The 23,722-nt window shown below is 74.9% G+C and carries 20 protein-coding genes and 1 pseudogene; 15 read left to right on the forward strand and 6 right to left on the reverse strand.

The features are described 5' to 3' along the window. Window positions 1–29: 29 nt before the first annotated feature. A complete protein-coding gene (locus tag ACPXCS_RS25175; protein ID WP_425949437.1) occupies window positions 30–776 on the forward strand; it encodes an SDR family oxidoreductase in 747 nt (248 codons plus the stop codon). Between the two features lie 185 nt (window positions 777–961). Beyond that, window positions 962–1,591 carry a TetR/AcrR family transcriptional regulator C-terminal ligand-binding domain-containing protein gene (locus ACPXCS_RS25180; protein ID WP_425949439.1) on the forward strand — a complete coding sequence of 210 codons (630 nt, stop codon included), beginning with the start codon at window positions 962–964 and terminating at the stop codon, window positions 1,589–1,591. Window positions 1,592–1,720: 129 nt separating this feature from the next. On the opposite strand, the gene ACPXCS_RS25185 is transcribed toward ACPXCS_RS25180, so the two are convergent. Further along, on the reverse strand, window positions 1,721–2,437 hold the full coding sequence (locus ACPXCS_RS25185; RefSeq protein ID WP_425949440.1) for an alpha/beta fold hydrolase: 717 nt from the start codon (window positions 2,435–2,437) through the stop codon (window positions 1,721–1,723). A gap of 38 nt (window positions 2,438–2,475) precedes the next feature. Beyond that, window positions 2,476–3,447 carry an alpha/beta hydrolase gene (locus ACPXCS_RS25190; RefSeq protein ID WP_425949442.1) on the reverse strand — a complete coding sequence of 324 codons (972 nt, stop codon included), beginning with the start codon at window positions 3,445–3,447 and terminating at the stop codon, window positions 2,476–2,478. A 641-nt stretch (window positions 3,448–4,088) separates the two neighbouring features. Between ACPXCS_RS25190 and ACPXCS_RS25195 the strand changes: the two genes are divergently transcribed. From ACPXCS_RS25195 to ACPXCS_RS25250, 12 genes and pseudogenes are all read left to right on the forward strand, one after another. Further along, window positions 4,089–5,030, forward strand: coding sequence for an alpha/beta hydrolase (locus ACPXCS_RS25195; protein ID WP_425949444.1), 942 nt, complete (start codon window positions 4,089–4,091; stop codon window positions 5,028–5,030). Between the two features lie 808 nt (window positions 5,031–5,838). Next, window positions 5,839–7,239, forward strand: a pseudogene (locus ACPXCS_RS25200) (helix-turn-helix transcriptional regulator); the annotation flags it as partial. Between the two features lie 281 nt (window positions 7,240–7,520). Further along, window positions 7,521–8,819, forward strand: coding sequence for a helix-turn-helix domain-containing protein (locus ACPXCS_RS25205; protein ID WP_425949445.1), 1,299 nt, complete (start codon window positions 7,521–7,523; stop codon window positions 8,817–8,819). Window positions 8,820–10,078: 1,259 nt separating this feature from the next. Beyond that, a complete protein-coding gene (locus tag ACPXCS_RS25210) occupies window positions 10,079–10,963 on the forward strand; it encodes an ABC transporter ATP-binding protein (RefSeq protein ID WP_425949449.1) in 885 nt (294 codons plus the stop codon). After that, the gene (locus tag ACPXCS_RS25215; RefSeq protein WP_425949450.1) at window positions 10,960–11,760 is read left to right on the forward strand and encodes an ABC transporter ATP-binding protein; all 801 of its coding nucleotides are present in this window, start codon (window positions 10,960–10,962) and stop codon (window positions 11,758–11,760) included. The genes ACPXCS_RS25210 and ACPXCS_RS25215 overlap by 4 nt, the downstream gene beginning before the upstream one ends. Then, a complete protein-coding gene (locus ACPXCS_RS25220; RefSeq protein WP_425949452.1) occupies window positions 11,757–12,656 on the forward strand; it encodes a branched-chain amino acid ABC transporter permease in 900 nt (299 codons plus the stop codon). Before ACPXCS_RS25215 ends, ACPXCS_RS25220 begins: the two co-directional genes overlap by 4 nt. After that, entirely contained in the window at window positions 12,649–13,791 is a 1,143-nt protein-coding gene (locus tag ACPXCS_RS25225; protein ID WP_425949454.1) for a branched-chain amino acid ABC transporter permease, read from the forward strand. Before ACPXCS_RS25220 ends, ACPXCS_RS25225 begins: the two co-directional genes overlap by 8 nt. After that, window positions 13,788–15,077, forward strand: a complete 1,290-nt coding sequence (locus ACPXCS_RS25230; RefSeq protein WP_425949456.1) for an ABC transporter substrate-binding protein — start codon at window positions 13,788–13,790, stop codon at window positions 15,075–15,077. The genes ACPXCS_RS25225 and ACPXCS_RS25230 overlap by 4 nt, the downstream gene beginning before the upstream one ends. 392 nt (window positions 15,078–15,469) lie before the next feature. Continuing rightward, complete coding sequence (locus tag ACPXCS_RS25235; protein ID WP_425949457.1) at window positions 15,470–16,195, forward strand: GAF and ANTAR domain-containing protein; 726 nt, start codon at window positions 15,470–15,472, stop codon at window positions 16,193–16,195. Between the two features lie 167 nt (window positions 16,196–16,362). Next, window positions 16,363–16,638 (forward strand): polyprenyl synthetase, encoded by a 276-nt coding sequence (locus ACPXCS_RS25240; protein WP_425949459.1) that lies wholly within the window; start codon window positions 16,363–16,365, stop codon window positions 16,636–16,638. Further along, window positions 16,631–17,683 carry a polyprenyl synthetase family protein gene (locus ACPXCS_RS25245; RefSeq protein WP_425949461.1) on the forward strand — a complete coding sequence of 351 codons (1,053 nt, stop codon included), beginning with the start codon at window positions 16,631–16,633 and terminating at the stop codon, window positions 17,681–17,683. The genes ACPXCS_RS25240 and ACPXCS_RS25245 overlap by 8 nt, the downstream gene beginning before the upstream one ends. 95 nt (window positions 17,684–17,778) lie before the next feature. Continuing rightward, a complete protein-coding gene (locus tag ACPXCS_RS25250) occupies window positions 17,779–18,939 on the forward strand; it encodes an oxygenase MpaB family protein (RefSeq protein ID WP_425949462.1) in 1,161 nt (386 codons plus the stop codon). A 258-nt stretch (window positions 18,940–19,197) separates the two neighbouring features. Here the strand turns inward: ACPXCS_RS25250 and ACPXCS_RS25255 are convergent, their stop codons facing one another. Genes ACPXCS_RS25255 through ACPXCS_RS25270 form a run of 4 tightly spaced genes read right to left on the reverse strand, consistent with a single transcriptional unit; the run spans window position 19,198 to window position 23,173 of the window. Continuing rightward, window positions 19,198–20,304 (reverse strand): hypothetical protein, encoded by a 1,107-nt coding sequence (locus ACPXCS_RS25255; protein WP_425949464.1) that lies wholly within the window; start codon window positions 20,302–20,304, stop codon window positions 19,198–19,200. Next, window positions 20,301–21,359 (reverse strand): hypothetical protein, encoded by a 1,059-nt coding sequence (locus ACPXCS_RS25260; RefSeq protein WP_425949465.1) that lies wholly within the window; start codon window positions 21,357–21,359, stop codon window positions 20,301–20,303. The genes ACPXCS_RS25255 and ACPXCS_RS25260 overlap by 4 nt, the downstream gene beginning before the upstream one ends. 30 nt (window positions 21,360–21,389) lie before the next feature. Then, on the reverse strand, window positions 21,390–22,388 hold the full coding sequence (locus tag ACPXCS_RS25265) for an RNA polymerase subunit sigma-70 (protein WP_425949466.1): 999 nt from the start codon (window positions 22,386–22,388) through the stop codon (window positions 21,390–21,392). Window positions 22,389–22,429: 41 nt separating this feature from the next. Continuing rightward, a complete protein-coding gene (locus tag ACPXCS_RS25270; protein ID WP_425949467.1) occupies window positions 22,430–23,173 on the reverse strand; it encodes an SDR family oxidoreductase in 744 nt (247 codons plus the stop codon). 174 nt (window positions 23,174–23,347) lie between these two features. On the opposite strand from ACPXCS_RS25270, the gene ACPXCS_RS25275 reads away from it, so the two are divergent. After that, window positions 23,348–23,716 (forward strand): hypothetical protein, encoded by a 369-nt coding sequence (locus tag ACPXCS_RS25275; protein ID WP_425949469.1) that lies wholly within the window; start codon window positions 23,348–23,350, stop codon window positions 23,714–23,716. Window positions 23,717–23,722: the final 6 nt, after the last annotated feature.

Below are 23,722 nucleotides of genomic sequence, written 5' to 3' on the forward strand. Positions count from 1 at the left end.
GCGTCCATTTCTTGCGGAGGAGAGCGACCATGACCGGCACGTCCAGCACCACACCCCGCGTCGCGCTCGTCACCGGCGGCTCCGGCGGCATCGGCAAGGCCGTCGTCGAACGGCTCGCCGCCGACGGGTACGCCGTCGCCGTGCACTACGCGGGCAACAAGGCCAGGGCCGAGGCCCTCGTCGAGGAGATCGCCGGCTCCGGCGGCCGGGCCGTCGCCGTCGGCGGCGACGTCGCCGACGAGCACCGGATGGAGGCAGCCTTCGACGCCGTCGAGACGGCGTTCGGCGGAATCGACGTGGTGGTCAACACCGCCGGGATCATGGTGCTCGCGCCCATCGCCGAGCTGAACCTGGACGACCTGGACCGCATGCACCGCACGAACATCCGCGGCACCTTCGTCGTCGCCCAGCAGGCCGCCCGCCGGGTCCGCCGCGGCGGCGCGATCGTCAACGTGTCCACGTCCGTCACCCGCACCCAGCTGCCCGCCTACGGGGCCTACGTCGCCAGCAAGGCCGCCGTGCAGAGCATCACCCTGATCCTCGCCCGGGAGCTGCGCGGCAAGGACATCACCGTCAACACCGTCGCGCCCGGCCCCGTCGCCACCCCGCTCTTCCTGGAGGGCAAGGACGAGGCCACCGTCGCGGCCTTCGCCGGGGCCACGCCGCTGGAGCGGCTGGGCGAACCGCGCGACATCGCCGAGTCGGTCGCCTTCCTCGCCGGCCCCGCCCGCTGGATCAACGGCCAGGTCCTCTACGCCAACGGCGGCCTGGCCTGACCCCGCCGGCCCCAGCGGACCGGCCCGCCGCAGCCGCGAGGGAGAAGACCCTTGTCATCGGTCGTCCTCATCACCGGCGCCGCCACCGGCATCGGCAAGGCGCCGTGGCCCGGAGCCCGGGCCGCAAGCGCGGTCGCACGGCTTCCTAGACTGATCGGCCCCGGAACGAGCGAGGGAGGGACATCGTGACGAAGCAGGCCGAGGGCGCCGCCGGACGTCCGGCCCGAGGGCGCGGGCGCCGCCCGGCCGACGAGGTCCGCGCCGACGTCTTCCGCGTGGTCGGCGAGGTGCTGTTCGAGGAAGGCATCGCCGACCTGACCTTCGAGCGGGTGGCCCGCCTGTCCGGCGTCAGCAAGACGACGCTGTACAAGTGGTGGCCCTCCAGGGGCGCCCTCGCCCTGGACGGCTACTTCCACGCCGTCGAGGAGACCCTGGCCTTCGAGGACACCGGGGACATCCGCGCCGACCTGACGCGTCAACTGCGTTCGTTCGCGCAGCTGATGACCGGGACGCCGGCCGGGCGGGTGCTGACCGAGCTGATCGGCCAGTCCCAGACCGACGAGGACCTGGCCACCGCCTTCCGCTCCCTGTACTCCGCCGGACGGCGCCGGCTGGCGGGGGAGCGGCTGCTGCGCGCGCGGGAGCAGGGGCAGATCCGCGCGGACGTCGACGTCCAGGTCCTCGTCGACCAGCTCTGGGGCGCCGTCTACCACCGGTTGCTGATCCCGGACGAGCCGGTGACGGACGAGTTCGTCGTCGCCCTGGTGACCAACCTGATCGACGGCGTCACCCCGCGGCCCGCGTCGGGCGCGTGACACGACGCACCGACGTGCGAAGACCGTGCGAGGCGCCCCGTCAGGGACGGCCCGCACGGCCTTCGCGCCGCTCACGGCCGCCCCGTCCGGGTGCTCCGGCAGGGGCGTCGCTCACGGCCACGGACCGGCTCAGGCGGTCGCGGTCACCGCGTCGCGGATCAGGGCGGCCACGTCCTCGGGCCGGGACACGGCCACGGCGTGCGAGGCACCGTCGAGCTCGACGACCGTCGCACCGGCCCGCTGCGCGCCGAAGCGCTCCACCTCCGGGTTGATCGCCTCGTCCGCCCCGGCCACGAGTGCCCAGGACGGCTTGTCCTTCCACGCCGCGGCCGACGCCGTCTCCGTGAACGTCGAGGCGGCCAGCGGACGCTGCGTCAACGCCAGGACCTCGGTGACGGACCGCGGGACGTCGGCGGCGAAGACCGCCGGGAACGCCTCGGCCTCGATGGTGACCTCGACGGCGGTCTCCCCGCCGCCGACCGGGTACGTCCTCTCCTGCAGGCTGCCGACCAGGGGCGAGAGCGGGAAGCGGCCCTGCAACTCGCCCAGGCTCTCGCCCTCTTCGGGTATGTAGGCGGCGACGTAGACCAGGCCCACGACGTTCTCCGCCGTGCCGGCGACGGAGATGACGGCACCGCCGTAGGAGTGGCCGACCAGGACGACCGGCCCGTCGATCTGGGAGGCCTGCGAGGCGATGTAGGCGGCGTCGGACGCCAGGCCGCGCAGCGGGTTCGGCGGTGCCACCACGGGGATGCCGTGGTTTCTGAGCTCCGCGATGACGCCGGACCAGCTGCCGGCGTCCGCGAAGGCACCGTGGACGAGCAGGGCGGTCGGTGTGATGGCCATGTCTGTGCTCCTCGGAACGGTTCGGGCCCGGGCGCCGGTCAGCGGGTGTGCAGCGCGTCGTGCAGGACCGCGGACGCCTGGCGGATGGCGGCGTCGGCGGCGTGGGTCTCGCGCAGGGCGTTCAGCATCACGAAGTCGTGGATGACGCCCTGGTAGCGCACGGCCGTGACGGGCACGCCCGCCTGGCGCAGCTTGCCGGCGTAGGCCTCGCCCTCGTCGCGCAGCACGTCGGCCTCGGCGGTGATCACCAGGGCCGGGGGCAGGCCGGTGAGCTGCTCGGTGGTGGCACGCAGCGGGGAGGCGGTGATCTGCGCCCGCTCGGCCTCGTCGGTCGTGTACTGGTCCCAGAACCACTGCATGCCGTCGCGGCGCAGGAAGTAGCCGGTCGCGAACTGGTGGTAGGAACCGGTGTCGAAGCCCGCGTCGGTCACCGGGTAGAACAGCACCTGCTGGACCGGCGCGACATCACCGCGCTCCTTGGCCATCAGGGTCAGCGCCGCGGCCATGTTGCCGCCGACGGAGTCGCCGGCCACCGCCAGCCGCGCACCGTCCAGGTTCCGCGACGCGCCCTGGGTCACGACCCATTGGGCGACCGCGTAGTTCTGCTCGATGGCGACCGGGTAACGGGCCTCGGGGGACAGGTCGTACTCGGGGAAGACCACGGCCGCGTTCGCGCCCACGGCGAGTTCGCGGACCAGCCGGTCGTGGGTGTGGGCGTTGCCGAACACCCAGCCGGCGCCGTGGATGTAGAGGACCACGGGCAGGGTGCCCTCGGCGCCGGCGGGCTTGACGATCCGGGCCCGGACGCTGCCGGTCGGACCGCCGGAGACGGTGATCCACTCCTCGTCGACGGCGGGCTTGGCGATGTCGCCCGACTGCACCTCGTCGACGGCCTTGCGGCCCTCGGCCGGGGCCAGGTCGAACAGGTAGGGCGGGTTGGCGGTCGCCTCCGCGAACGCGGCCGCGGCCGGCTCCAGAACAGGCTTCACCGGTTCGAAGGTGTGGGACATACGGACTCCTGAGACTCGCTGCTCGCCGGTGTGTCCGGCGAGGCGGCCCGCATCGGCATCGAGGATCCGCCGGGCCGCCCACGGCCACGCTAGGACCGGAGAACCAGGGGGCCTTGCCCGCCCGCGCACGGGCTCTGCTCCCACCGCGCACAGCCGGGGCGGGTGGTGTGTGACGCGGCCCTCTCGGGCCTCGCGCCATGACGCCCCGGCCGGGTCCTGCGGGAACGGGTCCCGGCCGGCACCGGCACCGGCTTTGGTATTGGCACCGGCACCGGCACCGGCACCGGCATTGGTATTGGCACCGACGGCGGCGGAGGTGGCAGCGGCACTGCGGCGGCGGCCACTCCGGCACCGATGGGGGCATCGGGGGCAGCGGCATCGGTGGCGGCAGCCTCTTCGGCATCGATGGCGGTATCGGCGGCACCGGTGGCGGCAGGCACTCCGGCATCGGCGGCAGCTCCAGCGGGTCCTTCTGCCGGTCGTACAAGACCGGTGACATTGCCGGTCCGCGCGCGGTGCCCGGTGCCCGACAGTGGCACGGCCAGCCCAACGGCGGTGCCCGCACCGCGGGCACGCGGCAGACGCCCCAGGTCCCGCGTGCCCGCACGGGCCCCCCGCCACGACAGAGAGGACGACTCGTCGTGCATCTCCACCCCCACACCGAATCCCGCACCGGTTCCCGCGACTCGCTTGGGCGCCGGGCCGGGCGCCGGACCGGGCGACTGGCCGCGGCCGCAGCGACGCTCGCCGTCGTCGTCGGCCTGGGACCCCTGACCAGCCCGGGTGCCCACGCCGCCGACAACCCCTACGAGCGCGGCCCGGCCCCCACCACGTCCAGCATCGAGGCGAGCCGCGGCCCGTACGCCGTGTCGCAGACGTCCGTCTCCTCGCTGTCCGTGACCGGCTTCGGCGGCGGCACCATCTACTACCCGACCAGCACCAGTGACGGAACGTTCGGCGCGGTGGCCATCTCGCCCGGCTACACGGCCTACGAGTCGTCCATCGCCTGGCTCGGACCGCGTCTGGCCTCGCAGGGCTTCGTGGTGTTCACCATCGACACGCTGACCACGCTCGACCAGCCCGACTCGCGCGGCCGCCAGCTGCTGGCCGCCCTGGACTACCTCACCGAGCGCAGCTCGGTGCGCGGTCGCGTCGACGCCTCACGTCTCGGCGTCATGGGCCACTCGATGGGCGGCGGTGGCAGCCTGGAGGCCGCCAAGTCGCGTCCGGCGCTGCAGGCGGCGATCCCGCTGACGCCGTGGAACCTCGACAAGTCCTGGCCCGAGCTCACCACGCCCACGCTGATCTTCGGAGCCGACGGGGACAGCATCGCCCCGGTCTCCTCGCACTCCGAGCCCTTCTACTCCAGCCTGTCCTCCTCGCTGGACCGGGCCTACCTGGAGCTGAACTCGGCGACGCACTTCACGCCGAACTCGTCGAACACGACGATCGCGAAGTACAGCATTTCCTGGCTCAAGCGGTTCATCGACAACGACACCCGCTACGAGCAGTTCCTGTGCCCGCTGCCGCGGCCCAGCCTGACCATCGAGGAGTACCGGGGCAACTGCCCGCACGGCTCCTGACATCCCGGGCCGCGGAACCGCGGCCGTGACGGGGGACCGGCGGCGGACGCGCGTGACGCGTCCGCCGCCGGTGTCGTGCCGGGGCACGGCCGAGGAGGCCCGCCGTTGGGCCGGGGCACAATCCGCCCACCGGGCGCCCTCCGGCCCTGCCGGGCAAACGCGCAGGTGCCGACGTGGTTCCGCGCCCGCGGCTGCGCGGACGTAAGGCTTCCGGTCTTCCTTACGCGCAAGTAACCTCCTTGGGATGATGGGAGACAGGAGCTGGGTGCGCACGGCCTTCCGTGCGGGGAGCCCGCACGGACGGGACGCCGCCCGGTCGGCTGCCGAGAGCCGCGGCCACGTCGAACTCGCCCGCGCCCGCAGGCAGTTGTACGACGGCCCGGTGGGCGACGCGCGCGCGTCCCTGCTGCTGGCCGCGTCCCTGCTGGCCGCCGACGCCCCGGACGCGGCGGAGGCCGCGCGCCTCTCCGCCGCGGACGCCGCCTGGGCGTCGGGCGACGTCCTGGCGTGCCTGGCCACCCTCGACGGCGCGGACTCGGCGGACCGGGTGGTCGATTACTTTCCTCCGGATGCGCCGGACGCGTCGAATACGCCGGATGCGGTGGACGCCCTGGACGCGTCGGATGCGCTGGAGGGGCCGGGCGGGCCGGGCGAGCCGGATGCGGTGGGCGCGCCGGATGCGGTGCATGCGGTGGACACGCCCCACGCAGCGGATGCGGTGCACACGGTGGAGGCTCCGGACCCAGCGGATGCGGTGGAGGCTCCCGACGCAGCGGATGCGGTGGACGCGGTGGAGGCTCCGGACCCAGCGGATGCGGTGGACGCTCCGGACGCAGCGGATGCGGTGCACGCGGTGGACGCTCCGGGTGCGGTGGGCCGGGGATCCGGGCTCGCCGTCCCGTCGGAGACCTTCGCCGGGCGGGGCGACGCCCGGCCGGTGACACGAGACACCGACGGCACGGCCCTGCCCGGTGCCGCCGGGGAGGGGCCGGGGCCGGACTGGCCCCGCGACCCCTTCGTCCGGGACTACCGGGACGGCATGCGTGCCCTGCTCGTCCGGCGGCCCGAGGACGCCGCCCGTCCGCTGCGGCGCGTGCTGGAGCACGCCCGGATCGACGGCCGGCCGGAGCGGCTGCTGCGCGCCGCAGCGGCCGCCCTGCTGCTCGGGGACGTCCACGCGGCCCGTGCCGCCGGGGCGCGCGCCCTCGCGGCCGCCCGCAACGCGGAGTGCGCCGCGTCCGAGGCGCGGGCCCTGGAGTACCTGGCCTACGGCGAACTGCGCGCCGGCCGCCACGCGCAGGCGCGCGGCCACGCCGAGGAGGGCGTGCGGGCGGCGCTGGCGGCCGGCCAGCGCAACACCGCGGCCAATCACCACGCGATGCTCGCCCTGGCCGCCTCGATCGAGGGGGACACCGCCGCGGTCACCGGACACGCCGAGGCCGCCCTGCGCATCGCCCGTCGCCACGGCCTGGCCCAGGCGGCCACCCTGGCCGAGTGGGCCGTCGCCCGCGCGGACCTGGCCCGCGGCCGCCCTCTGGACGCCGCCGACCGGCTCGGCCCGCTCGTCGGACCGGGGCCCAGGCGGGGGCACTTCGCCGTCTGGATGCTCGCCGTGCCCTGTTTCGTGGAGGCCGCGGTGCTCGCCGGGCAGCCGGAGGACGCCCGGGGTGTCGTGTCCGACCTCGCCCAGTGGGCGGCCTTCGGCGCCGACCCGCACGCGTCCGCCCAGCTCGCCCGCTGCCGCGCGCTGCTGGCCGTGGACGACGGCGAGGCCGACGACCTCTACCTGCGCGCGCTCGCCCTGCACGACGAGTCGGGCGGCGACTTCGAACGCGCGCGTACGGAGCTGCTGTACGGGAGGTGGCTGCGGCGCCGGCGTCGGCTGCGGGAGGCCCGTGCCCGGCTCGGGGCCGCCCTGGTCGGCTTCGAGCGCTGCGGCGCCGGCGCCTGGGCCGACCAGACCCGCGGAGAGCTGCGCGCCAACGGCGCCGCGTCCGTGACGGAGCCGACGGGCGGGCTGTCCCGGCTGACCCCGCAGCAACTGCGGATCGCCCGTCACGTGGCCGAGGGAGCCACCAACAGGGAGGTCGCCCAGCGGCTGGCCGTCAGCACCCGCACGGTCGACTACCACCTGCGCAACGTCTTCGCCGTGCTCGGGGTGCGCTCCCGCGTCGAGCTGGCCCGCATGGTCGACCAGGAGAGCCGATGACCTCCGGCTGATCCCCGGATCCTCCCGGCCTGCCCCCCGGATCCTCCCGGCCTGATCCCCGGTTCGTTCCCGCCCGCTCCCCGGCTCCTCCCGGCATGATCACCCCCGTCCCATCCGGAAAGAGTGCCGCACGACTCTGGGGACCGACCGGACGGTATGCCATTCTTCGGGGCAGGGCTGTAGGGGTGACGAGGGCCGTCCGCGCAGCGCACCCGCCGGCCGCCGCCGTGCCCGGGCGGCGCCGGGTGCTGCCGGGAGGCCGAAGTTGGGGGAGGACCGCGATGCATCCTGCCGCACGCACACGCACGACGTTCCGCACCGGGCCGACGCCCGTGCCGCAGCCGCGGACACGGCGGATCCGGTCGCTGATCGACGCCGACGCGCTGCGCGTCCTGCACCGGGCGGCCCGTGTCCTGCTCGACGAGCTGCCGGAGCTGACCGACCGGCTGCTGGCGGTCCTGCACGAGCAGGAACCGGCGTACCGGACGGCGCTGGAGAACGACCACGCCGCCACGTGGCAGGAGGCGCACCGCTCGCTGCGGCACAGTGTGACCTCGCTGCTCGACCCGCGCGGCTCCCGTGAGGCCGCCCACCGCTGCACCTGGCGGATCGGTACCACCCGGGCCGAGCAGGGGCTGCCGCTGGACGCGCTGCTGCACGCGTTCCGGCTCGGCGGGTCCCTGGTGTGGCAGCGGCTGGTCGAGGAGACCGCCCGCGCGGAACCCGAGGACATCCGTCTGCTGGTCCACGTGGCCACCGACGTCTGGAACTTCGTCGACGAGCACTGCACCCTGGTGGCCGACGCCTACCGGCAGGCCGAACGGCAGCTCGCCTGGCGGCGCGAGAACCGGGTGCGTCTGCTGGCGTCGGCCCTCCTGGACGGCACCAGCCGCATCGCCGACCTGCCCGAGACCGCCGACGGACTGGGGCTGCCGGAGCAGGGCCGGTACGTCGTCGTCGCGGTCGCCGGCGTCCGCCCGCAGGGCCCCACGGGCCTGCGGGCCCGCGCCCGCGCGTCCGCCGGTACGAGCGCGTACTGGCACGCGGGAGCGGAGGTGGACTACGGCATCGTCCTGGTGGGGGAGACCGGGGACGGGCGGGACGACCGGGACCCCGCGGCGGCGCTGGAGCTGCCCGGCGACGGCGCGGCCGCCGGATGCCGCATCGGCGTTGGCAGCGCCGTGACGGGACTGGCCTCGGTCGGTGACGCCCGGCGCCTGGCCGATCTGGCCCTGGGCATCTGTCCGCCCGAGGGCGGCACGGTCCGGCTCGCCGAGCATCTGCCCGAGGCGCTGGTGATCTCCTGCCCAGAGCTCGGCGCGACCCTCACCGAGCGGGTGCTCGGCCCTCTGCTGCGGCTGGAACCGGCCGACCGGGACGTCCTGCTGGACACCCTGGTCGCCTGGTTCGCCTCCGAGGGTTCCGCCCAGCGCGCCGGCGAACGGCTGTACTGCCACCGCAACACGGTCCTGAACCGGCTCCGCCGCTGCGAACAACTCATCGGCCGCTCCCTGGCCCGCCCGCTCGACGTGGTCGAGATCAACCTCGCCCTGACGGCACGCCGCCTGCTACGCGGCTGAGGGCGGGCGAGGGCGCCCGTCACGGGGCGCCGGCTGACGCGGCCGGGCGCGGAGCAAGTGCGGCGGATGCCCCGCCGCGTCCGTCCGGCCGGACGCGGCGCAGCCGGCTCCTCGGAGGGTTGTGGCTGAGAGGGCCGCGGCGAGCCCCGCACCGCTGCCTGCCTGGCGCGCGGGCGCTGAGGTACGGCGGCGGGTTGCCTCGCCGGTGTCCGTCCGGCCGGACGCGGCGCAGCTGGCCCCTCGGAGGGTTGTGGCCGAGAGGGTCGCAGCGAGCCCCGCACCGCTGCCTGCCTGGCGCGCGGGCGCTGAGGTACGGCGGCGGGTTGCCTCGCCGGTGTCCGTCCGGCCGGACGCGGCGCAGCTGGCCCCTCGGAGGGTTGTGGCTGAGAGGGCCGCGGCGAGCCCCGCACCGCTGCCTGCCTGGCGCGCGGGCGCTGAGGTACGGCGGCGGGTTGCCTCGCCGGTGTCCGGCCGGACCGGTGCGGCGTCGCCGACACCTCCGGTTGGCTGTGGCTCAGGGGGCCGCAGCGGCTCCGCCTCGCCGCCTGCCGGGCGGGCCCGCAGGCCGCGGCGGACTTCTCGCCGCCACCGCTTGATCCGGCGTGCGGCAGACGGACGGGCGTCCGGCGGCGCCTTCGCCCGGCTGCGGCCGGCGATGCTCTGCGGCGAGCGCCCCGTGTGGCTCACTTCCTCGCGCGGACGCCGCGCGGGCGTCGCGGAGGCCCGCCCCGAACCTGCCTGACCGGCCGGACGTTCGCGGAGCCCGGCCAGCCCGGCCAGCCCGGCCAGCCCGGCCAGCCCGGCCAGCCCGGCCAGCTCGGCCAGCTCGGTCAGGTCGGCCAGGTCGGCCAGCTCGGCCACCTCGGTCAGCCCGGCCACCTCGGCCACCTCGGCCAGCCCGGCCAGCTCGGCCGGCGTGCCCAGCCGCCGCCGCTCGGCGACCCAGCCCATGCCGATGTGCAACCCGGCGACCCGGCCCAGCCGTCGCAACCCAGCCCACCCCAACCACGCCACCCCCAACCCCGCCACCCCAGCCCGGCCAACCGGCCCAGCCCCATCGGTCCTGCCGGTGTCCGGCCGGGTATCGACCGCGCCGCCCGCCGAGCCCCCTGGGCAGCCGCACAATCCGCGTCGACCTGCGTTGGGACCGCGCAGCCACCCGGCCCGAACACCTGTACCGCGCGTCCGCGCCCGTGCTGTCGTGGGCTGCCCTTCCCCCGAAGCACCCGTGCCCCACGGCGCGGACCCGAGGAGCCGTGATGCCCGAAGCACCACCGGACGAAGAGCCCGCCCTGCGCGTCGAGGGCCTCGACGTGACCTACGGCCGCGCCCTGTCCGCCCTTCGTTCCGTGACCCTCACCGTCCCGCACGGCACGGTCGTCGCCCTGCTCGGCGCCAACGGCGCGGGCAAGACGACCCTGCTGCGGGCGGTGTCGGGCACCCTGCGTCTGCACCGCGGCGCGATCACGGCCGGCCGTATCCGCTACGGCAGCACGGAACTCGACGGACGCGACCCGGTCGCGGCGGTGCGCGCCGGGGTCGTCCAGGTCCCCGAGGGGCGCCGGGTCTTCGCCGGGCTCACCGTCGACGAGAACCTGCGCAGCGGCGGACTCGGCCTCGGGCGGCGCCGCCCGGACCAGGTCGCCGAGGCCCGGGACCGGGTCTTCACGCTCTTCCCGCGGCTCGCCGAACGCACCCGGCAGGCCGCGGGGCTGCTGTCCGGCGGCGAGCAGCAGATGCTGGCCATCGGCCGGGCCCTGATGGCCGCGCCACGCCTGCTGCTGCTCGACGAGCCCTCGCTGGGCCTCGCCCCGCAGATGGTCCACCGGATCGCCGAGGTCGTCCGCGAGATCAACGCCCAGGGCACCGCCGTCCTGCTCGTCGAGCAGAACGCCGGAATGGCGCTGTCCCTGGCCGACACCGCCCACGTCCTGGAGGTCGGCGAGGTCCGGCTCTCCGGTCCCGCCGACGAACTCGCCCGCACCGACGCCGTGAAGCGGCTGTACCTGGGGGAGACCTCCGGCGACGACACCGGGACCACCGAAGACGTCCGGGCCGCCGGGGTCACCGGAAACGCCGGGACCACCGAAGGCGCCGGCACGGCGCAGACCGCCGGAAGAACCGAGGGGCAGGGAGCCGCGTGACCGTCCGCACCACCGCACCACCCGAACTCACCGTGACGGACGTGACCGTCCGGTTCGCCGGGCTCACCGCCCTGGACGCGGTGTCCTTCACCGTCGCCCCGGGTTCCGTCCACGCCCTCATCGGCCCGAACGGAGCCGGCAAGTCCACCTGCTTCAACGTGCTGTCGGGACTGTGCCGCCCGGCCGCCGGCACCGTACGCCTCGGCGACGCCGACCTCACCCGGCTCGCCCCGCACCGCATCGCCGCCCTGGGCGTCGCCCGCACCTTCCAGAACATCGTCACCACCCAGGGCACGGTCGCCGACAACCTGATGCTCGGCCGCCACGCCCTGTCCCGGGCCGGCTTCGCCGCCAGCGCCCTGCGCCTGCCGCAGGCCCGCCGCGAACAGCGCGCCCACCTCGACCGGGCCCGTGAGATCGCCGAACTCACCGGCCTGGGCGCGCACTTCGATCACCCCGTGGCGCTGCTGTCCTACGGCGACCGCAAGCGCGTGGAGTTCGCCCGCGCCCTGTGCCTGGAGCCCAGCGTCCTGCTGCTCGACGAGCCGGTCGCCGGCATGAACGCGGCCGAACGCGCCCGCACGGTCGAGGTCGTGCACGCCGTACGCACACGGCTCGGCCTGTCCGTCGTCCTGGTGGAGCACGACATGGGCCTGGTGATGCGGCTCGCCGACGAGGTCACCGTCCTCGACTTCGGCCGCGCCATCGCCCACGGCACCCCGGACGAGGTGCGCCGCGACCCCGAGGTGCTGCGCGCCTACCTCGGCACCGGCGCCGAAGAGGAGGACGCGGCATGACGACCTTCCTGGACAACGTCTTCAACGGCCTCGCCCTCGGCGCGGTCTACGCCCTCGTCGCCCTCGGCTTCGTCATCATCTTCAAGGCCTCCGGCGTCATGAACTTCGCCCACGGCTCCCTGCTCCTGCTCGGCGGCTACCTCACCGCCGTACTCCACGACGACCTCGGCTTCGCCGCGGCGCTGGCCGTGTCCGTCCTGGTGACCGCGGCCGTGGCCGGCGCCATGGACCGCTTCCTGCTCCAGGCCGGCGGCGGGGCCGACCCGCACGGCGCCCACGTGCAGACCATCGTCACCATCGGCGTCGACATCCTCATCCTCACCGACCTGTCGCGGCGCATCGGCGGCGACCTGCTCTCGCTGGGCGACCCCTGGGGCGACTCGGTCAGCGGGCTGGGGCCGGTGACCGTCGCGGACAGCCGTATCGCCGCGATCGTCGTGTCCACCGTGGTCATCGCGGGCGTCTTCGCCCTGTTCAGGTACACCTCCTGGGGTCTGTCGCTACGCGCCTCCGCCGAGGACGTCGAGGCGGCCGCCCTGATGGGCGTACGGCTGGTGCGCATCCGCATGCTCGCCTGGTGCCTGGCCGGTGCGCTGGCCGCCCTGGCGGCGGTGTTCCTGGCCGCGTTCCCCGCACCCGGTCTGGAACGCACCACGGGGCAGATCGCCCTCAAGGCGTTCCCCGCGGCCATCCTCGGCGGCATGGCCTCGCCGCCCGGAGCCCTCGCGGGCAGCCTGCTGATCGGCATGACCGAGGCGCTCGTCGCCGGCTACCAGTCCGACCTGCACGTCCTCGGCGAGGGCTTCGGCGACGTCGCCCCCTACGCGGTGATGGTGCTGGTCCTGCTGGTACGGCCCACCGGCCTGTTCGGCGGAAAGGCGGCCGTCCGTGTCTGACCGCCTCTCCGCAATCCGCACCGGTGGTGCGCGCCCGTGGTGGACCCTCGCGGCCGTCGTCGTCCTGTGCGCGCTGCCCTTCTACCTCGACGCGTTCTGGCTGCGCATCGGCCTGTTCTCGATGGCCGCCGCCGTCGGCGCGGTCGGTCTCGGCCTGCTGTCCGGCACGGCGGGCCAGCTCTCCCTCGGCCACGCCTTCTTCCTCGCCGTGGGCGCCTACGGCTACGTCTGGCTGGCCGGTGAGCCCGGCCCGGGGCTGCCGACCGCCGTGGCGGCCGTGCTCGCGGTCCTGCTCGCCGGGGCGGCCGGCGGACTCTTCAGCCCCGTCGCCGGCCGGGTGCGCGGCGTCTACCTCGGGGTCGCCACCCTGGCCCTGGTCTTCCTCGGCCACCACGTCCTGCTCACCGCGGACTCCGTCACCGGCGGGTTCAACGGCCGCTCCGTACCGCCGCTGGAACTGGGTGGCTTCTCCTTCTCCGCCGACTCCGAACTGACGCTGCTGGGCGTGCCGTTCGGCGCCGAGGAACGGCTGTGGTACCTGGGGCTCGCCCTGTTCGCGATCACCTGGTTCACCGCGCGTGGACTGCTCCGCGGGCGCCCCGGGCGCGCCCTGGTGGCCCTGCGCGACAGTGAGACCGCGGCCGCCGTCATGGGCGTGGACGTCTCCCGCTACCGCTCGGCCGCCTTCGTCGTCTCGTCGATGTACGCGGGCCTGGCCGGGGTGATGATCGCCCTGTCGTTCCGCCGCGTGGTGCCGGACTACTTCGGGCTCGTGCTGTCCGTCGACTACCTCGCCATGATCGTCATCGGCGGGCTGGGGTCGGTCGCGGGAGCCACCGCCGGGGCCGTCTTCGTCACCGCGCTGCCCCTGCTGATGACCCGGTACGCCGACCAGCTGCCCCTCGTGGCCGCCCCCGGCACCACCGGCGGCACCGTCGGCCCCACCGAGGCCGCCCGCTACCTGTACGGAGCGGCCATCGTCCTGATCCTGCTGTTCGCCCCGGACGGGCTGTACGGCCTGGTCCGAAGGGTCCGCGCCCGCCTGCGCGCCCGCCGCCCCGCCCCACCGTCCCCAGCCACCCCTGCCACACCCTCACCCGCGCCCTCCGCACGAGCCAAGGAGCCCACCCCGTGAAGTCCACGCACCACCGCACGCACCGCGCACGCCCCAGGACGCTCCTGGCCACGGCCCTGGCGGCCCTGCTCCTCACCGCCACCGGATGCAGCTCCAAGGCCGACTCCTCCGGGAGCACCGGCGACGGCGCCGACGGCGTGAGGACCGGCCCCGGCGTGACCGACAAGGTCATCAGGCTCGGCGCCCTGACGGACCTCACCGGCCCCTACGCCACCCTCGGCAAGAGCATCGTGCAGGCCCAGCAGATGTGGGCGGACGAGGTCAACGCCGGCGGCGGCATCTGCGACCGGCGCGTCGAGATCGTCGTCAAGGACCACGGCTACGACGTCCAGAAGGCCGTCACCGCCTACGCCGACCTCTCCTCGGACGTCGTCGCCCTGCCCCAGGTCATCGGCTCGCCCGTGATGGCCGCGCTGCTCGACGACATCGAGCGGGACAAGGTGCTCACCTTCCCGCAGGCCTGGGCCGCCTCCCTGCTCGACCGGGACTCCGTGCAGGTCCTGGGCACCACCTACGACATCGACATGATCGCCGCGGTCGACTTCCTCACCCGCACCAAGGGCCTGAAGAAGGGCGACACGGTCGGTCACGTCTACTTCGAGGGCGACTACGGCGCCAACGCGCTCGAAGGCTCGCAGTGGGCGGGGAAGAAGGCCGGTCTGAAGGTCGTCGGACAGAAGATCAAGGCGACGGACACGGATCTGTCCGCTCAGGTCTCCGCCCTGCGCAAGGAGGGCGTGAAGGCGATCCTGATCAGCGCCGGACCGGCCCAGACGGCGTCCCTGGTGGGAGTCGCGGCCTCGCGCGGCCTGAAGGTGCCCGTGGTCAGCAGCGCCCCCGGCTACGCCCCGCAGCTGATGAAGACGCCGGCCGCCCCGGCCCTGACCGCCCTGCTGAACGTGGTCAGCGCCGCGCCCGCCGTCAGCTCCGACCTGCCGGGCGTGCGCAAGATGGTCGCCTCCTACCAGAAGAAGTACCCGGGTTCCCTGCTCGACTCCGGCGTGCTGTCCGGCTACAACGCCGCCCAGCTGCTCGGCACGGACCTGAAGAAGGCCTGCGAGAACGGCAGCCTCACCCGCGAGGACGTGGTGAAGGCCCACCGCTCCCAGTCCGCGGTCGACGTCGGCCTCGGCACCGCGCAGAACTTCTCCGACAAGGCGCAGCCCGCGAGCACCTCGACGTACGTGCACAAGCCGGACGCCAAGGCGGTCGGCGCCGCCGTGAACGTGGAGGACGCGCACACCGCGCCGGGCGTCAAGGAGTACCTCGCCTCCCGGAGCTCGTGACCGGCGCGGCCCGGCCCGTACGGCGGCCGCGGGGTGGACGCCCCGCGGCCACGGGCCGGGCCCGCCCGTGCGGAGCGGCCCGGCGGGCCCCGCGACCCGGGCGGCCGGCCCGGATCTTCGGCGGCTCGGCCCACGGCCCCGCATCTCCTCCTGGGCGGCGGACTCGTTGTCCGGGTCGTCCGCCCCGGAGCCGGACCACATCACCCGCGCAGTCCCGGCAGGGCGCCGGCCGCCGCGCGGTGCGTGAGCGGCCGGGACACCGCACCCGGCGAGCCCGCCGAGCCCTCGGCCCGGAGCCGGACGCCCCGACCCGCCGGTCTCTGTAGGGTGGGCACTGAGGCCTGACTCACGACACCCACCAGGGGGCCGACGGCCACCGGGAGGAGCACGCGGTGACCTCTGACGACGCCTTCGACCGTGCTTCCGTCACACAGTGGCTGCTGGAGACGGATTCGCTGGAGGAGTTCCTGCAGTCCCTGGCCGACGCGGCGCTGAAGATGTCGTCCGCCGAGGGGACCGGCGTGACGATCGAGCGCGATCACCGGCCCCTCACCGTGGCGAGCGCGGGCCCGCCGGCCCCCGAGCTGGACGAGAAGCAGTACGGCCAGAACGACGGCCCGTGCCTGCAGTCCGCCCGCACCGGCGAGGAGGTCTTCGTCCGGGACATGCTCACGGAGACACGCTGGGGCGACTACCCGGCCTACGCCGCCGCCTGCGGCATCCGCTCCTCGGTCTCCCTGCCGATCGCCGCCCGGACCCACACCGTCGGAGCCCTGAACCTGTACGGGGGCCCGGCCCACGCGTTCGACGACGCCGATCTGGGCGCGCTGCGCTCCCTGGCCGCGCAGGCCACCGGCGCCGTCGCGCTGGCGCAGCGCATCGCCGACGCGGAGGCGTTCGCCGAGCAGATGCAGCGGGCGATGCGGTCCCGCGGCGTCATCGACCAGGCGATGGGCGTGGTGATGGGCCAGCGCGGCTGCACCGCGGACGAGGCCTTCGCCATCCTGCGCTCCGCCTCCCAGCACCGCAACATCAAACTCCGCGACCTGTGCACGGAGCTGATCACCAACATCACCGGCCGCCCCCCGGACAGCCCGGGCCTGCGCCCCAGCCCCTGACACGCCGCCCCCGTCCCTCGGCGAGACGCGGCCGCCGCAAACCGCACAGACGTCCGCCCTGATCACTCGACCGTGAGTTCATCCACCGGCCCGCCCGGTCCGCGGTGATCCTCGAAGGGGCGGCACACGACCGGTGCCGCCCGTGCGTCGCGTGGCTGGGGGAGACGATGACACATGGGGCGGAGCAGCGCGGTGGCACGGACCGGCGGGTGGTGCTCCTGGTGGCGGGCCTGGCCGATCTGGCCGTGAGCGCGGCCGGATCGGCCGCGGGCGCCGTGAGAGGACTCCTGCGCCGTTCGGACACGGCCGAACTGGCGGCACAGGCCGAGCAGGATCTCGCGGCGCGCGGACGGCTGGCCCTGGACCGCACGGCCGTGCCACCGGCCCACCTGGAGATCCTCGCCCGGCACGCCCGGGCCCGGCGGGCCGCCGACGATGTCTGAACGCTGGGATCCGGCCGCGTTCAAGAGCCGCGTCGACCAGGCGGTGCGCCGGTTCGTCGCCGCTGAGGCCGACCGGTTCGCGGAGATCGATCCCCTCCTGGCCCCGGTGGCCGGGCAGCTGGAAGCGGCGGTCGCGGACGGCAAACGGCTGCGGGCGGCGTTCTGCTACTGGGGCTGGCGCGCGGTGGGACAGCCGGACAACGAGGCGCTGGTGCGCGCCGCGGCCTCGATGGAGCTGGTGCACGCCGCGGCGGTCGTGCACGACGACCTCATCGACGACAGTCCGCTGCGGCACGGGCGCCCCACCGCGCACGTCGCCCTGCGCGACGCGGTCCGCCGGCGCCCGCGCTCCGACGCCGCCGCGAGGTCGCTGGCGATGCTGGTCGGGGACCTGCTGATGGCGCTGGCCGGACAGCTGTTCACCACCAGCGGCCTGCCCGCGGCCTACCTCGCCCGGGCCCGGCCCCTGTGGTCGGTGATGGCCCGCGAACTGATCGCCGGCGAGTGCCTGGAGATCCTGCGCACCGGCGCCGGACCGGACACCACCGCCTCACTGAAGGTGATCCGCTACAAGACCGCCAAGTACACCGTCGAGCAGCCCCTGCTGATCGGTGGTGCCCTGGCCGGGGCGGATGCGCGGCTGCGCGACGGCTACTCCGCCTACGGCCTGCCACTGGGCGAGGCCTTCCAGCTGCGGGACGACCTGCTCGGCCTCTTCGGGAACCCGGCGGCCACCGGCAAGGCCGCCGCGGACGACGTGCGCGGCAACCGCCCCACGGCCCTGCTGGCCGAGACCTGGCGGCTCGCCGGGGAGGCCGACCGCGAGCAGCTGCGGGCCCTGCTGGGCCGGCGCCGCCCGGACGCGGCGGCGCTGGCGGAGGTGCGCGCGGTGATGCATCGGCTGAGGGCACCCGACCGGATCGAGGACATGATCGGCGCCCGCGTCGAGCAGGCGCTCGACGCCCTGCACGAACTCCGGGTGCCCGCCCACGCCACCGAAGCCCTGGCCGCGCTGGCCCGGTCGGCGGCGAACCGCCTGTCCTGAACCGCGAACTCCGGGGCGGCCCGGCCCCGCCCCGGGGCCACCGCCCTCACCCTGCCGGTCGCCGGCCCACCCGTAACGGATCGAGGAGCCTCGCCATGACCTACACCGACGCCGCCATGGACGCCCTGCGGCAGACCGGCGACGAACTCGCCGACGCCACCGTCGCCGCCCTCTTCGAGCGCGGGGAGGTGGGCAGGTTCAACACGCTGATGCGGTACGTCTCCACCGCCGGAGCCCCACTGCCCGACGGGCTCCCCGACGTCGCCCACGAGTACCTCCGGGTCACGAGCCCCCCGCCGTCCTGGGTGGACTGGACGGAGATGGAGAAGGCCCGGCTGTTCTTCATCGACAACAACGTGCACATCTCCACCGCGCTGTCCTTCGCCTCCATGCCCGCGTGCTACGTGGTCCCGCACGTGGCGAAGCTGCTGTCGGCCACGCACGGGCTGAAGTACCCCTCCAAACGGATGGCGGAGACGGGCCAGTTCACCGTCCACCTGATGCAGCCCGACGCCTTCGAGGCGGGCAGCCGCTTCCTCCCCGCGGCGCAGAAGGTCCGACTGCTGCACGCCGGGATCCGCCACCACCTGCGGCGTGAGGACCGGTGGGACACGGCCGCCCTGGGCACCCCGATCTGCCAGGAGGACATGATCGGCGGGCAGATGTTCTTCTCGCTGCTCGTCCTGGACAGCCTGCACCGCCTCGGCATCCACATGTCCCAGGAGGGCGCGGAGGCCTACTTCTACGCCTGGCGGGTCGTCGGAGCCATGCTCGGCGTCGACCAGGACGCCGTCCCGAGGACCCTGGAGGAGGCCCGCGCCTTCCTCGACCTGTACATGATCCGGCACATGGGCCCCTCCGACGAGGGCGCGCACCTGACCCGGCAGCTCATCGACCTCTACGAGGAGGTCGTCCCCGGCACCTTCTTCGATCCGGTCGTCTCCGCCCTCATCCGGCACCTCGTCGGCGACACCTGCGCCGACTGGCTCGGCGTCCCGCACACCCCCTGGGACACCGTCGTCAAGGCCGTCCCCCACCTCCTCGGTGTCCTGGAGACCATCGAGGACCGCTCCCCGCTGGGCGCCTGGGCCCTGGACCGCCTGGGCCACCTGACCACGGTCCTCGAACTGTCCTCCCTCACCCGCGGCCGCGTCATGCACTACGCCATCCCCGAACACCTCAAGCCGGACTACGGCATCGCCTCCACCGTGCCCCGCACCCGACGCTGGACCCCGCCGGCGACGCACCTGCCCTGATCCACGACGTGCGGGACGTCGGCCGGGTGACGGATGCGGTCGCCCGGAACGGTTCCACCGGCTCGTCGGCGGTGCCCGCCAGGGCCCGGCCCCCGCTGATCACGACGTGCTCGACGACGCCGGGCAGGTGCGGGCCGAGGAACGCCGGGTGCCGGGCACGGCGGCGACGTGGTGGAGGCGCCTTCCCGCTGCGTCGGTCCGGGCCGGCCCCACGGGCCACGGTGACCTTTCCGGCGCGTGCCGAGACTGCTGGAGGTCTCAGCCGAACCGCAGGATCCGTGGCGCGAACGTGTTCTCCGGCCCCGTGGCGCGGCCGGCCGACCACACCGTCTCCGCGCCCGGCACCGGTGCCAGGCGCAGCACCTGGGAGTCGCCCTCCCCGGCCACGGCCGGTTCGTCGTACTCGGTGAACGACCGGCCGTTCCAGGCCAGGAAGTCCGGCCCCGGGACCAGCGGCGGTGTGCCGCCCGGCGGGCCCCACCTCTGCGAGCGGGACACCGCCACCCAGACCGGGGAGCCGGACGCCGAGGCCAGTGAGGTGATCGAGCCGAAGTCGGCGGGCACGGTCACCCGGCTCCACGCCTGCCCGTCGAAGCGGACCAGCAGGGGCGGTATCGGCCGGCCGGCCGGACCGCCGACGAACCCGGCCGTGCCGCCCGCCCACACCTCGGTCGGCGAGACCGCCAGCACACTGCCCACCGCCGCCCGCGGGAAGCCGTGCACGATCGTCTGACGCCACTCCCGCCCGTCCCAGTGCGACACGGCCGCACCCGCCTCGGTGGCGCCCGCGGCCCACACGTCGTCGCCGGCCAGGACGTGCAGGCCGTACACGGCCCCCGGCGGCGCGGGCACGTCCGTCCAGCCGCGCCCGTTCCAGCGCAGCAGCACCTGCGCGTCGTCCCGCGCACCGATCAGCCACGTCTCCCCGCCGCCGGCGACGGCCCGGGTCACGACGACACCGCGCGGCGCCCGGCTCTCGCGCCAGCCGCCGCCGTCGTACCGCAGCAGGCGGGTACCGCCCGCCGTGTCACGGCCGACGGCCCAGACGGCGGTCGGGGAACTCCCGGCGACGGACAGCAGCTCCCCCTGCCAGGCGGCCCCGGGCAGGCTCTGCCGCTGCCACCCGGTGCCGTCCCAGCGCAGCAGCAGCGGGAAGCCCGGCGCCACACGGCCGACGGCGTCGGCACCCACCGCCCAGGCCAGGTCCGGCCCGAACGCCACGGCCTCGTTCAGCCCGGCCTGGGGGCGCACCTGCTCGGGAACCGGTACGTGCCGCCAGGAGGGGGTGCCGGCCGCGGCCGGACCCAGGTGGGCCAGCAGGGTCAGGGCGACGGCGAGCGCCACCACGACGAACCGGCGTGTCATGGTCGGCCTCCCCGCCGCTCGCTCATCAGGTTCGGTTTCGAGCCGTAGATCTCGACGGTCCCGAAGGACAGCAGTGCGGAACCGGCCCGGGCCAGCGCGCGCGGCGCGACCTCGATCGCGCCCTCGCGTTCCGGCCCGTAGGAGTACGTGGTGCGCGCGCCGTCCACCCGCGCGTACTTCGACTGGAAGGCGCGGTCGCTGCGCACCGGCAGCCACAGCGCGCCGTCCGGGCCGCGCACCAGGGCCTCGGCGGACGTGTCGCCCAGCGACGGGTCGGTGGTGCGCCAGGTGCGGCCGTCCCCCGTCGTCAGGTAGGTGCTGGCCACGCCGTCGGTGTACCGGCTGCCGCCGATCGTGACCCGCCCCGAAGCCTCCAGCAGGATCGTGTGCACGTTGCCGTCCGGGGGCAGGGGCACCCGCGCGTCCCGCCACACCGTGCCGTCCCAGCGCAGCACCGTCGTCCCGGCGGCGGTGTCCGCCCAGGCCCAGGCGTCGGTGGCGGTCCGCGCGGTGACGCCCATCAGGTACAGCACACCGTCCGGGGTCGGCTGGGTGGTCCAGCGGGCGCCGTCGTAGTGCAGCACCTTCAGGCCGGTGTCGTCCTCGCCCACCACCCACGCGGCGCCCGGTACCGCGGCGAAGTCCTGGTACGTCCACAGCGTCCGCGGCAGGGGGACGGTGCTCCACCCGCCAGCCGACCGACGCAGGAGCTCCTTCGTCCCGGCGTGGTCGCGCAGGAACCACACCTCCTCGCCGACGACCTGCACGGTGCCGAGCCAGCCGAGGTCACCGGCGCCGGGAAAGGACGTCTCCCGGCTCCACGCGGCACCGTTCCACCGGTACAGCATCGGCCGCAGCCCGTCGCCGGCGTGCTCGTACCCGCCGGCCCACGCCTCGGCCGGTCCCCGCGCGGCGAGGCCGGACACGGTCACGGGCGCTGCCGCCGCCGGGGGCACCGGCAGCGCGGACCAGCCCGGGGGCGCCGCCGCGGCGGGCGACACCACCGCGGCACACGCGAGCACCAGGCAGACGACGACCGCACGGAGAGCGTTCACCGGACCCCCACAACGCGAAGGCCGCACACGCTAGGGGCGTCCCCCCGCCCGTGAACAGACGGCATCCGGCCGAACCGCCCGGGGGTGACCGAACGCCGGTACGAGAGCGGGGTCGTTGAACGCCGTGATGCGGGCGATCGCGGTCCCGGCCAGGGTCAGTACGTGGACGCCGTAGGCCGCGTAGCGCTCCCCGCCCGCGTGCCGGTAGACGACGAGGGCGGGCTGGCCGTTGGCCCGGGTGGGCAGCGCGTGCCACCGGCCGCTGCCCAGGACCCGGGCGGCGAGGAAACCGGCGACGGCCGGGCGGCCCGTGAACCAGGTCGGGGTCGGCGGCATCTCCAGCTCGACGTCCGCGCGCAGCAACCGGACCAGCGCGTCCGCGTCGGCCCGGGTGAACGCGTCGACGTAACCGTTCAGCAGGGCACGCCGGGTCTCCTCCCGCGGCTCGGTGAGCTCCTCCCACGCCGGTGGTCCGGCCTCGGCCAGACGGGCCCGGGCGCGGCGCAGCGCGCTGTCGACGGCCGCGGTGGTCGTGTCCAGCACGGCGGCCCCCTCGGCCGTCCGGAACGCCAGGACGTCCCGCAGCGTCAGCACGGCCCGCTGCCGGGCCGACAGCAACTGCAGCGCGGCGATGAAGGCCAGCCGCACCCCGGCCCGGCGGCCCGCGACGACCGCCGGGTCGGCGACACCGAGCAGCGCGTCGGGGGCCGGCTGCAGCCACGCCACCGACGGCTCCCGGGCGGCCACGGCCACGCGGTGATCGTCCGAGGGCGCCGCGAGGCCGGACGGCAGCGGCCGCCGTGCGCGTGACTCCAGCGCCGTCAGGCAGGCCGTCGTGGCGATCCTGTACAGCCACCGCCGCACCGAGGAGCGGCCCTCGAACCCGTCGAACCCGCGCCACGCCCGCAGGTACGTCTCCTGCACAAGGTCCTCGGCGTCGTGGAGCGAGCCGAGCATCCGGTAGCAGTGCGCGAGCAGCTCCGGCCTGAACGGCTCGGTCAGGGCGGCGAACTCGGTGGCGGACGGCATGGGTGTCTCCCGGGTGTCAGGGTGCCAGGGGGCGGGCGGTGTCAGCCGACCGGGTGCAGTCCGGCACCGCCGACCCGGTACTCGTCGGCGCTCCCGGGGTCCCGGGCCACCTCCAGCACGGCCTCGGCCACCTGCCGGGCGGTGAGGACCGGCTGCTCCCGGCTCGCGACGAAGGCGGCCCGGTCGACGCCCTGACGCGCGGCGTACCCGTCGACGGCGACCGAACCGACCCCGCCGTCCGGGGTCATGTGGGGCAGCAGCGTGTGGAAGCGGATGCCGAGGTCCGCGCGCCGGGCCTCGTCGGCCGCGTACCCGCGCAGGTAGCGGACGGCGGCCTTGGCACTGGCGTAGCCGCCGCTGAGCGGGGACCCGGCGAGGGCGGCGCCGCTGGACAGCGAGACGACCACGCTGCCCGGCGCCAGCGGCTCCCGCAGGGCCGCCCGGGTCCAGGTGAAGACATGACGGGTGTCGGTGAGCCAGTTGCGGCTGAAGGTCTCCCAGGTCTGCTCGTGCACGGGCGCCATGTGGGGCGGGGCCCCGGCGTTGAGGACGAGCAGCCCGGGGCGGTGCGCGCGGATCACGTCCCGCGCGAGCGACTCGTCCGTGGCATCGGCCGTCAGGGGGGTGAAGCCCTCACCGAGCTCGTCGCGTACGGCGCGCAGGTCGCCCTCGGTGCGGGCGACACCGACGACGGGGGTGCCCGCGGCGACGAGCGCGGCGGCGATCGCGCGTCCGAAGCCGCGGCCGGCGCCGGTCACGACGGCGGTCGGAAAGAGGTCGGTCATGGGGTGCTCCGTGGTGGTGTGCGGATGCGGTCGGAGTCAAGACCGGCGGCCCGGGCGAAAACCGTCGCGCCCTCCGCACTGCGTCCGTGACATGGGTCACACGTGCGAAGCGTCCAGCCCTGTGGGGCGGGTGCCCGAGCCGCGCGTGCGGGCGAGTGCATAAGATTCGATCCCATGTCGAAGCCTGACGAGCTGATCGTTGCCATCGCCTCCCTCGTGGAGTCCGGGCAGAGCAATCAGATGTCCCTGACGGTGGTCACCGGTGGCGCCGTCATCACCGGTCGCCTGGCCCCCGAAGCCGTGTGGCGGCGGCGGGTGTCGGAGGTGCTGACGGACTCCGCCCATCTGGGCGAGTTCTCCGCCGTTTTCGACGTCCCCGAGAAGGAGGAAGGGCCGCCCACACACCTGCACTTCCACGTCGCCCGCATCCTGCAGGGCACGGTGGGCATCCCGGAGACGGGCGGCATGTACCGCGTCGCGATCGAGGACGTCAGCGCCTGGACGGTGGGTGACTTCAGCTACTCCGACCAACTGACCCGCTGACCCACA

The sequence above is a fragment of the Streptomyces sp. DT190 genome (assembly GCF_049846985.1).
Taxonomy (GTDB): domain Bacteria; phylum Actinomycetota; class Actinomycetes; order Streptomycetales; family Streptomycetaceae; genus Streptomyces.

What these genes read in the sequence shown, in the direction of transcription:
- ACPXCS_RS25175 (WP_425949437.1), top strand. Translation starts at nt 30, where the DNA reads ATGACCGGCACGTCCAGCACCACACCCCGCGTCGCGCTCGTCACCGGC.
- ACPXCS_RS25185 (WP_425949440.1), bottom strand. Translation starts at nt 2,437, where the DNA reads ATGGCCATCACACCGACCGCCCTGCTCGTCCACGGTGCCTTCGCGGAC.
- ACPXCS_RS25190 (WP_425949442.1), bottom strand. Translation starts at nt 3,447, where the DNA reads ATGTCCCACACCTTCGAACCGGTGAAGCCTGTTCTGGAGCCGGCCGCG.
- ACPXCS_RS25205 (WP_425949445.1), top strand. Translation starts at nt 7,521, where the DNA reads ATGCATCCTGCCGCACGCACACGCACGACGTTCCGCACCGGGCCGACG.
- ACPXCS_RS25210 (WP_425949449.1), top strand. Translation starts at nt 10,079, where the DNA reads ATGCCCGAAGCACCACCGGACGAAGAGCCCGCCCTGCGCGTCGAGGGC.
- ACPXCS_RS25220 (WP_425949452.1), top strand. Translation starts at nt 11,757, where the DNA reads ATGACGACCTTCCTGGACAACGTCTTCAACGGCCTCGCCCTCGGCGCG.
- ACPXCS_RS25240 (WP_425949459.1), top strand. Translation starts at nt 16,363, where the DNA reads ATGACACATGGGGCGGAGCAGCGCGGTGGCACGGACCGGCGGGTGGTG.
- ACPXCS_RS25245 (WP_425949461.1), top strand. Translation starts at nt 16,631, where the DNA reads ATGTCTGAACGCTGGGATCCGGCCGCGTTCAAGAGCCGCGTCGACCAG.
- ACPXCS_RS25250 (WP_425949462.1), top strand. Translation starts at nt 17,779, where the DNA reads ATGACCTACACCGACGCCGCCATGGACGCCCTGCGGCAGACCGGCGAC.
- ACPXCS_RS25255 (WP_425949464.1), bottom strand. Translation starts at nt 20,304, where the DNA reads ATGACACGCCGGTTCGTCGTGGTGGCGCTCGCCGTCGCCCTGACCCTG.
- ACPXCS_RS25265 (WP_425949466.1), bottom strand. Translation starts at nt 22,388, where the DNA reads ATGCCGTCCGCCACCGAGTTCGCCGCCCTGACCGAGCCGTTCAGGCCG.
- ACPXCS_RS25270 (WP_425949467.1), bottom strand. Translation starts at nt 23,173, where the DNA reads ATGACCGACCTCTTTCCGACCGCCGTCGTGACCGGCGCCGGCCGCGGC.
- ACPXCS_RS25275 (WP_425949469.1), top strand. Translation starts at nt 23,348, where the DNA reads ATGTCGAAGCCTGACGAGCTGATCGTTGCCATCGCCTCCCTCGTGGAG.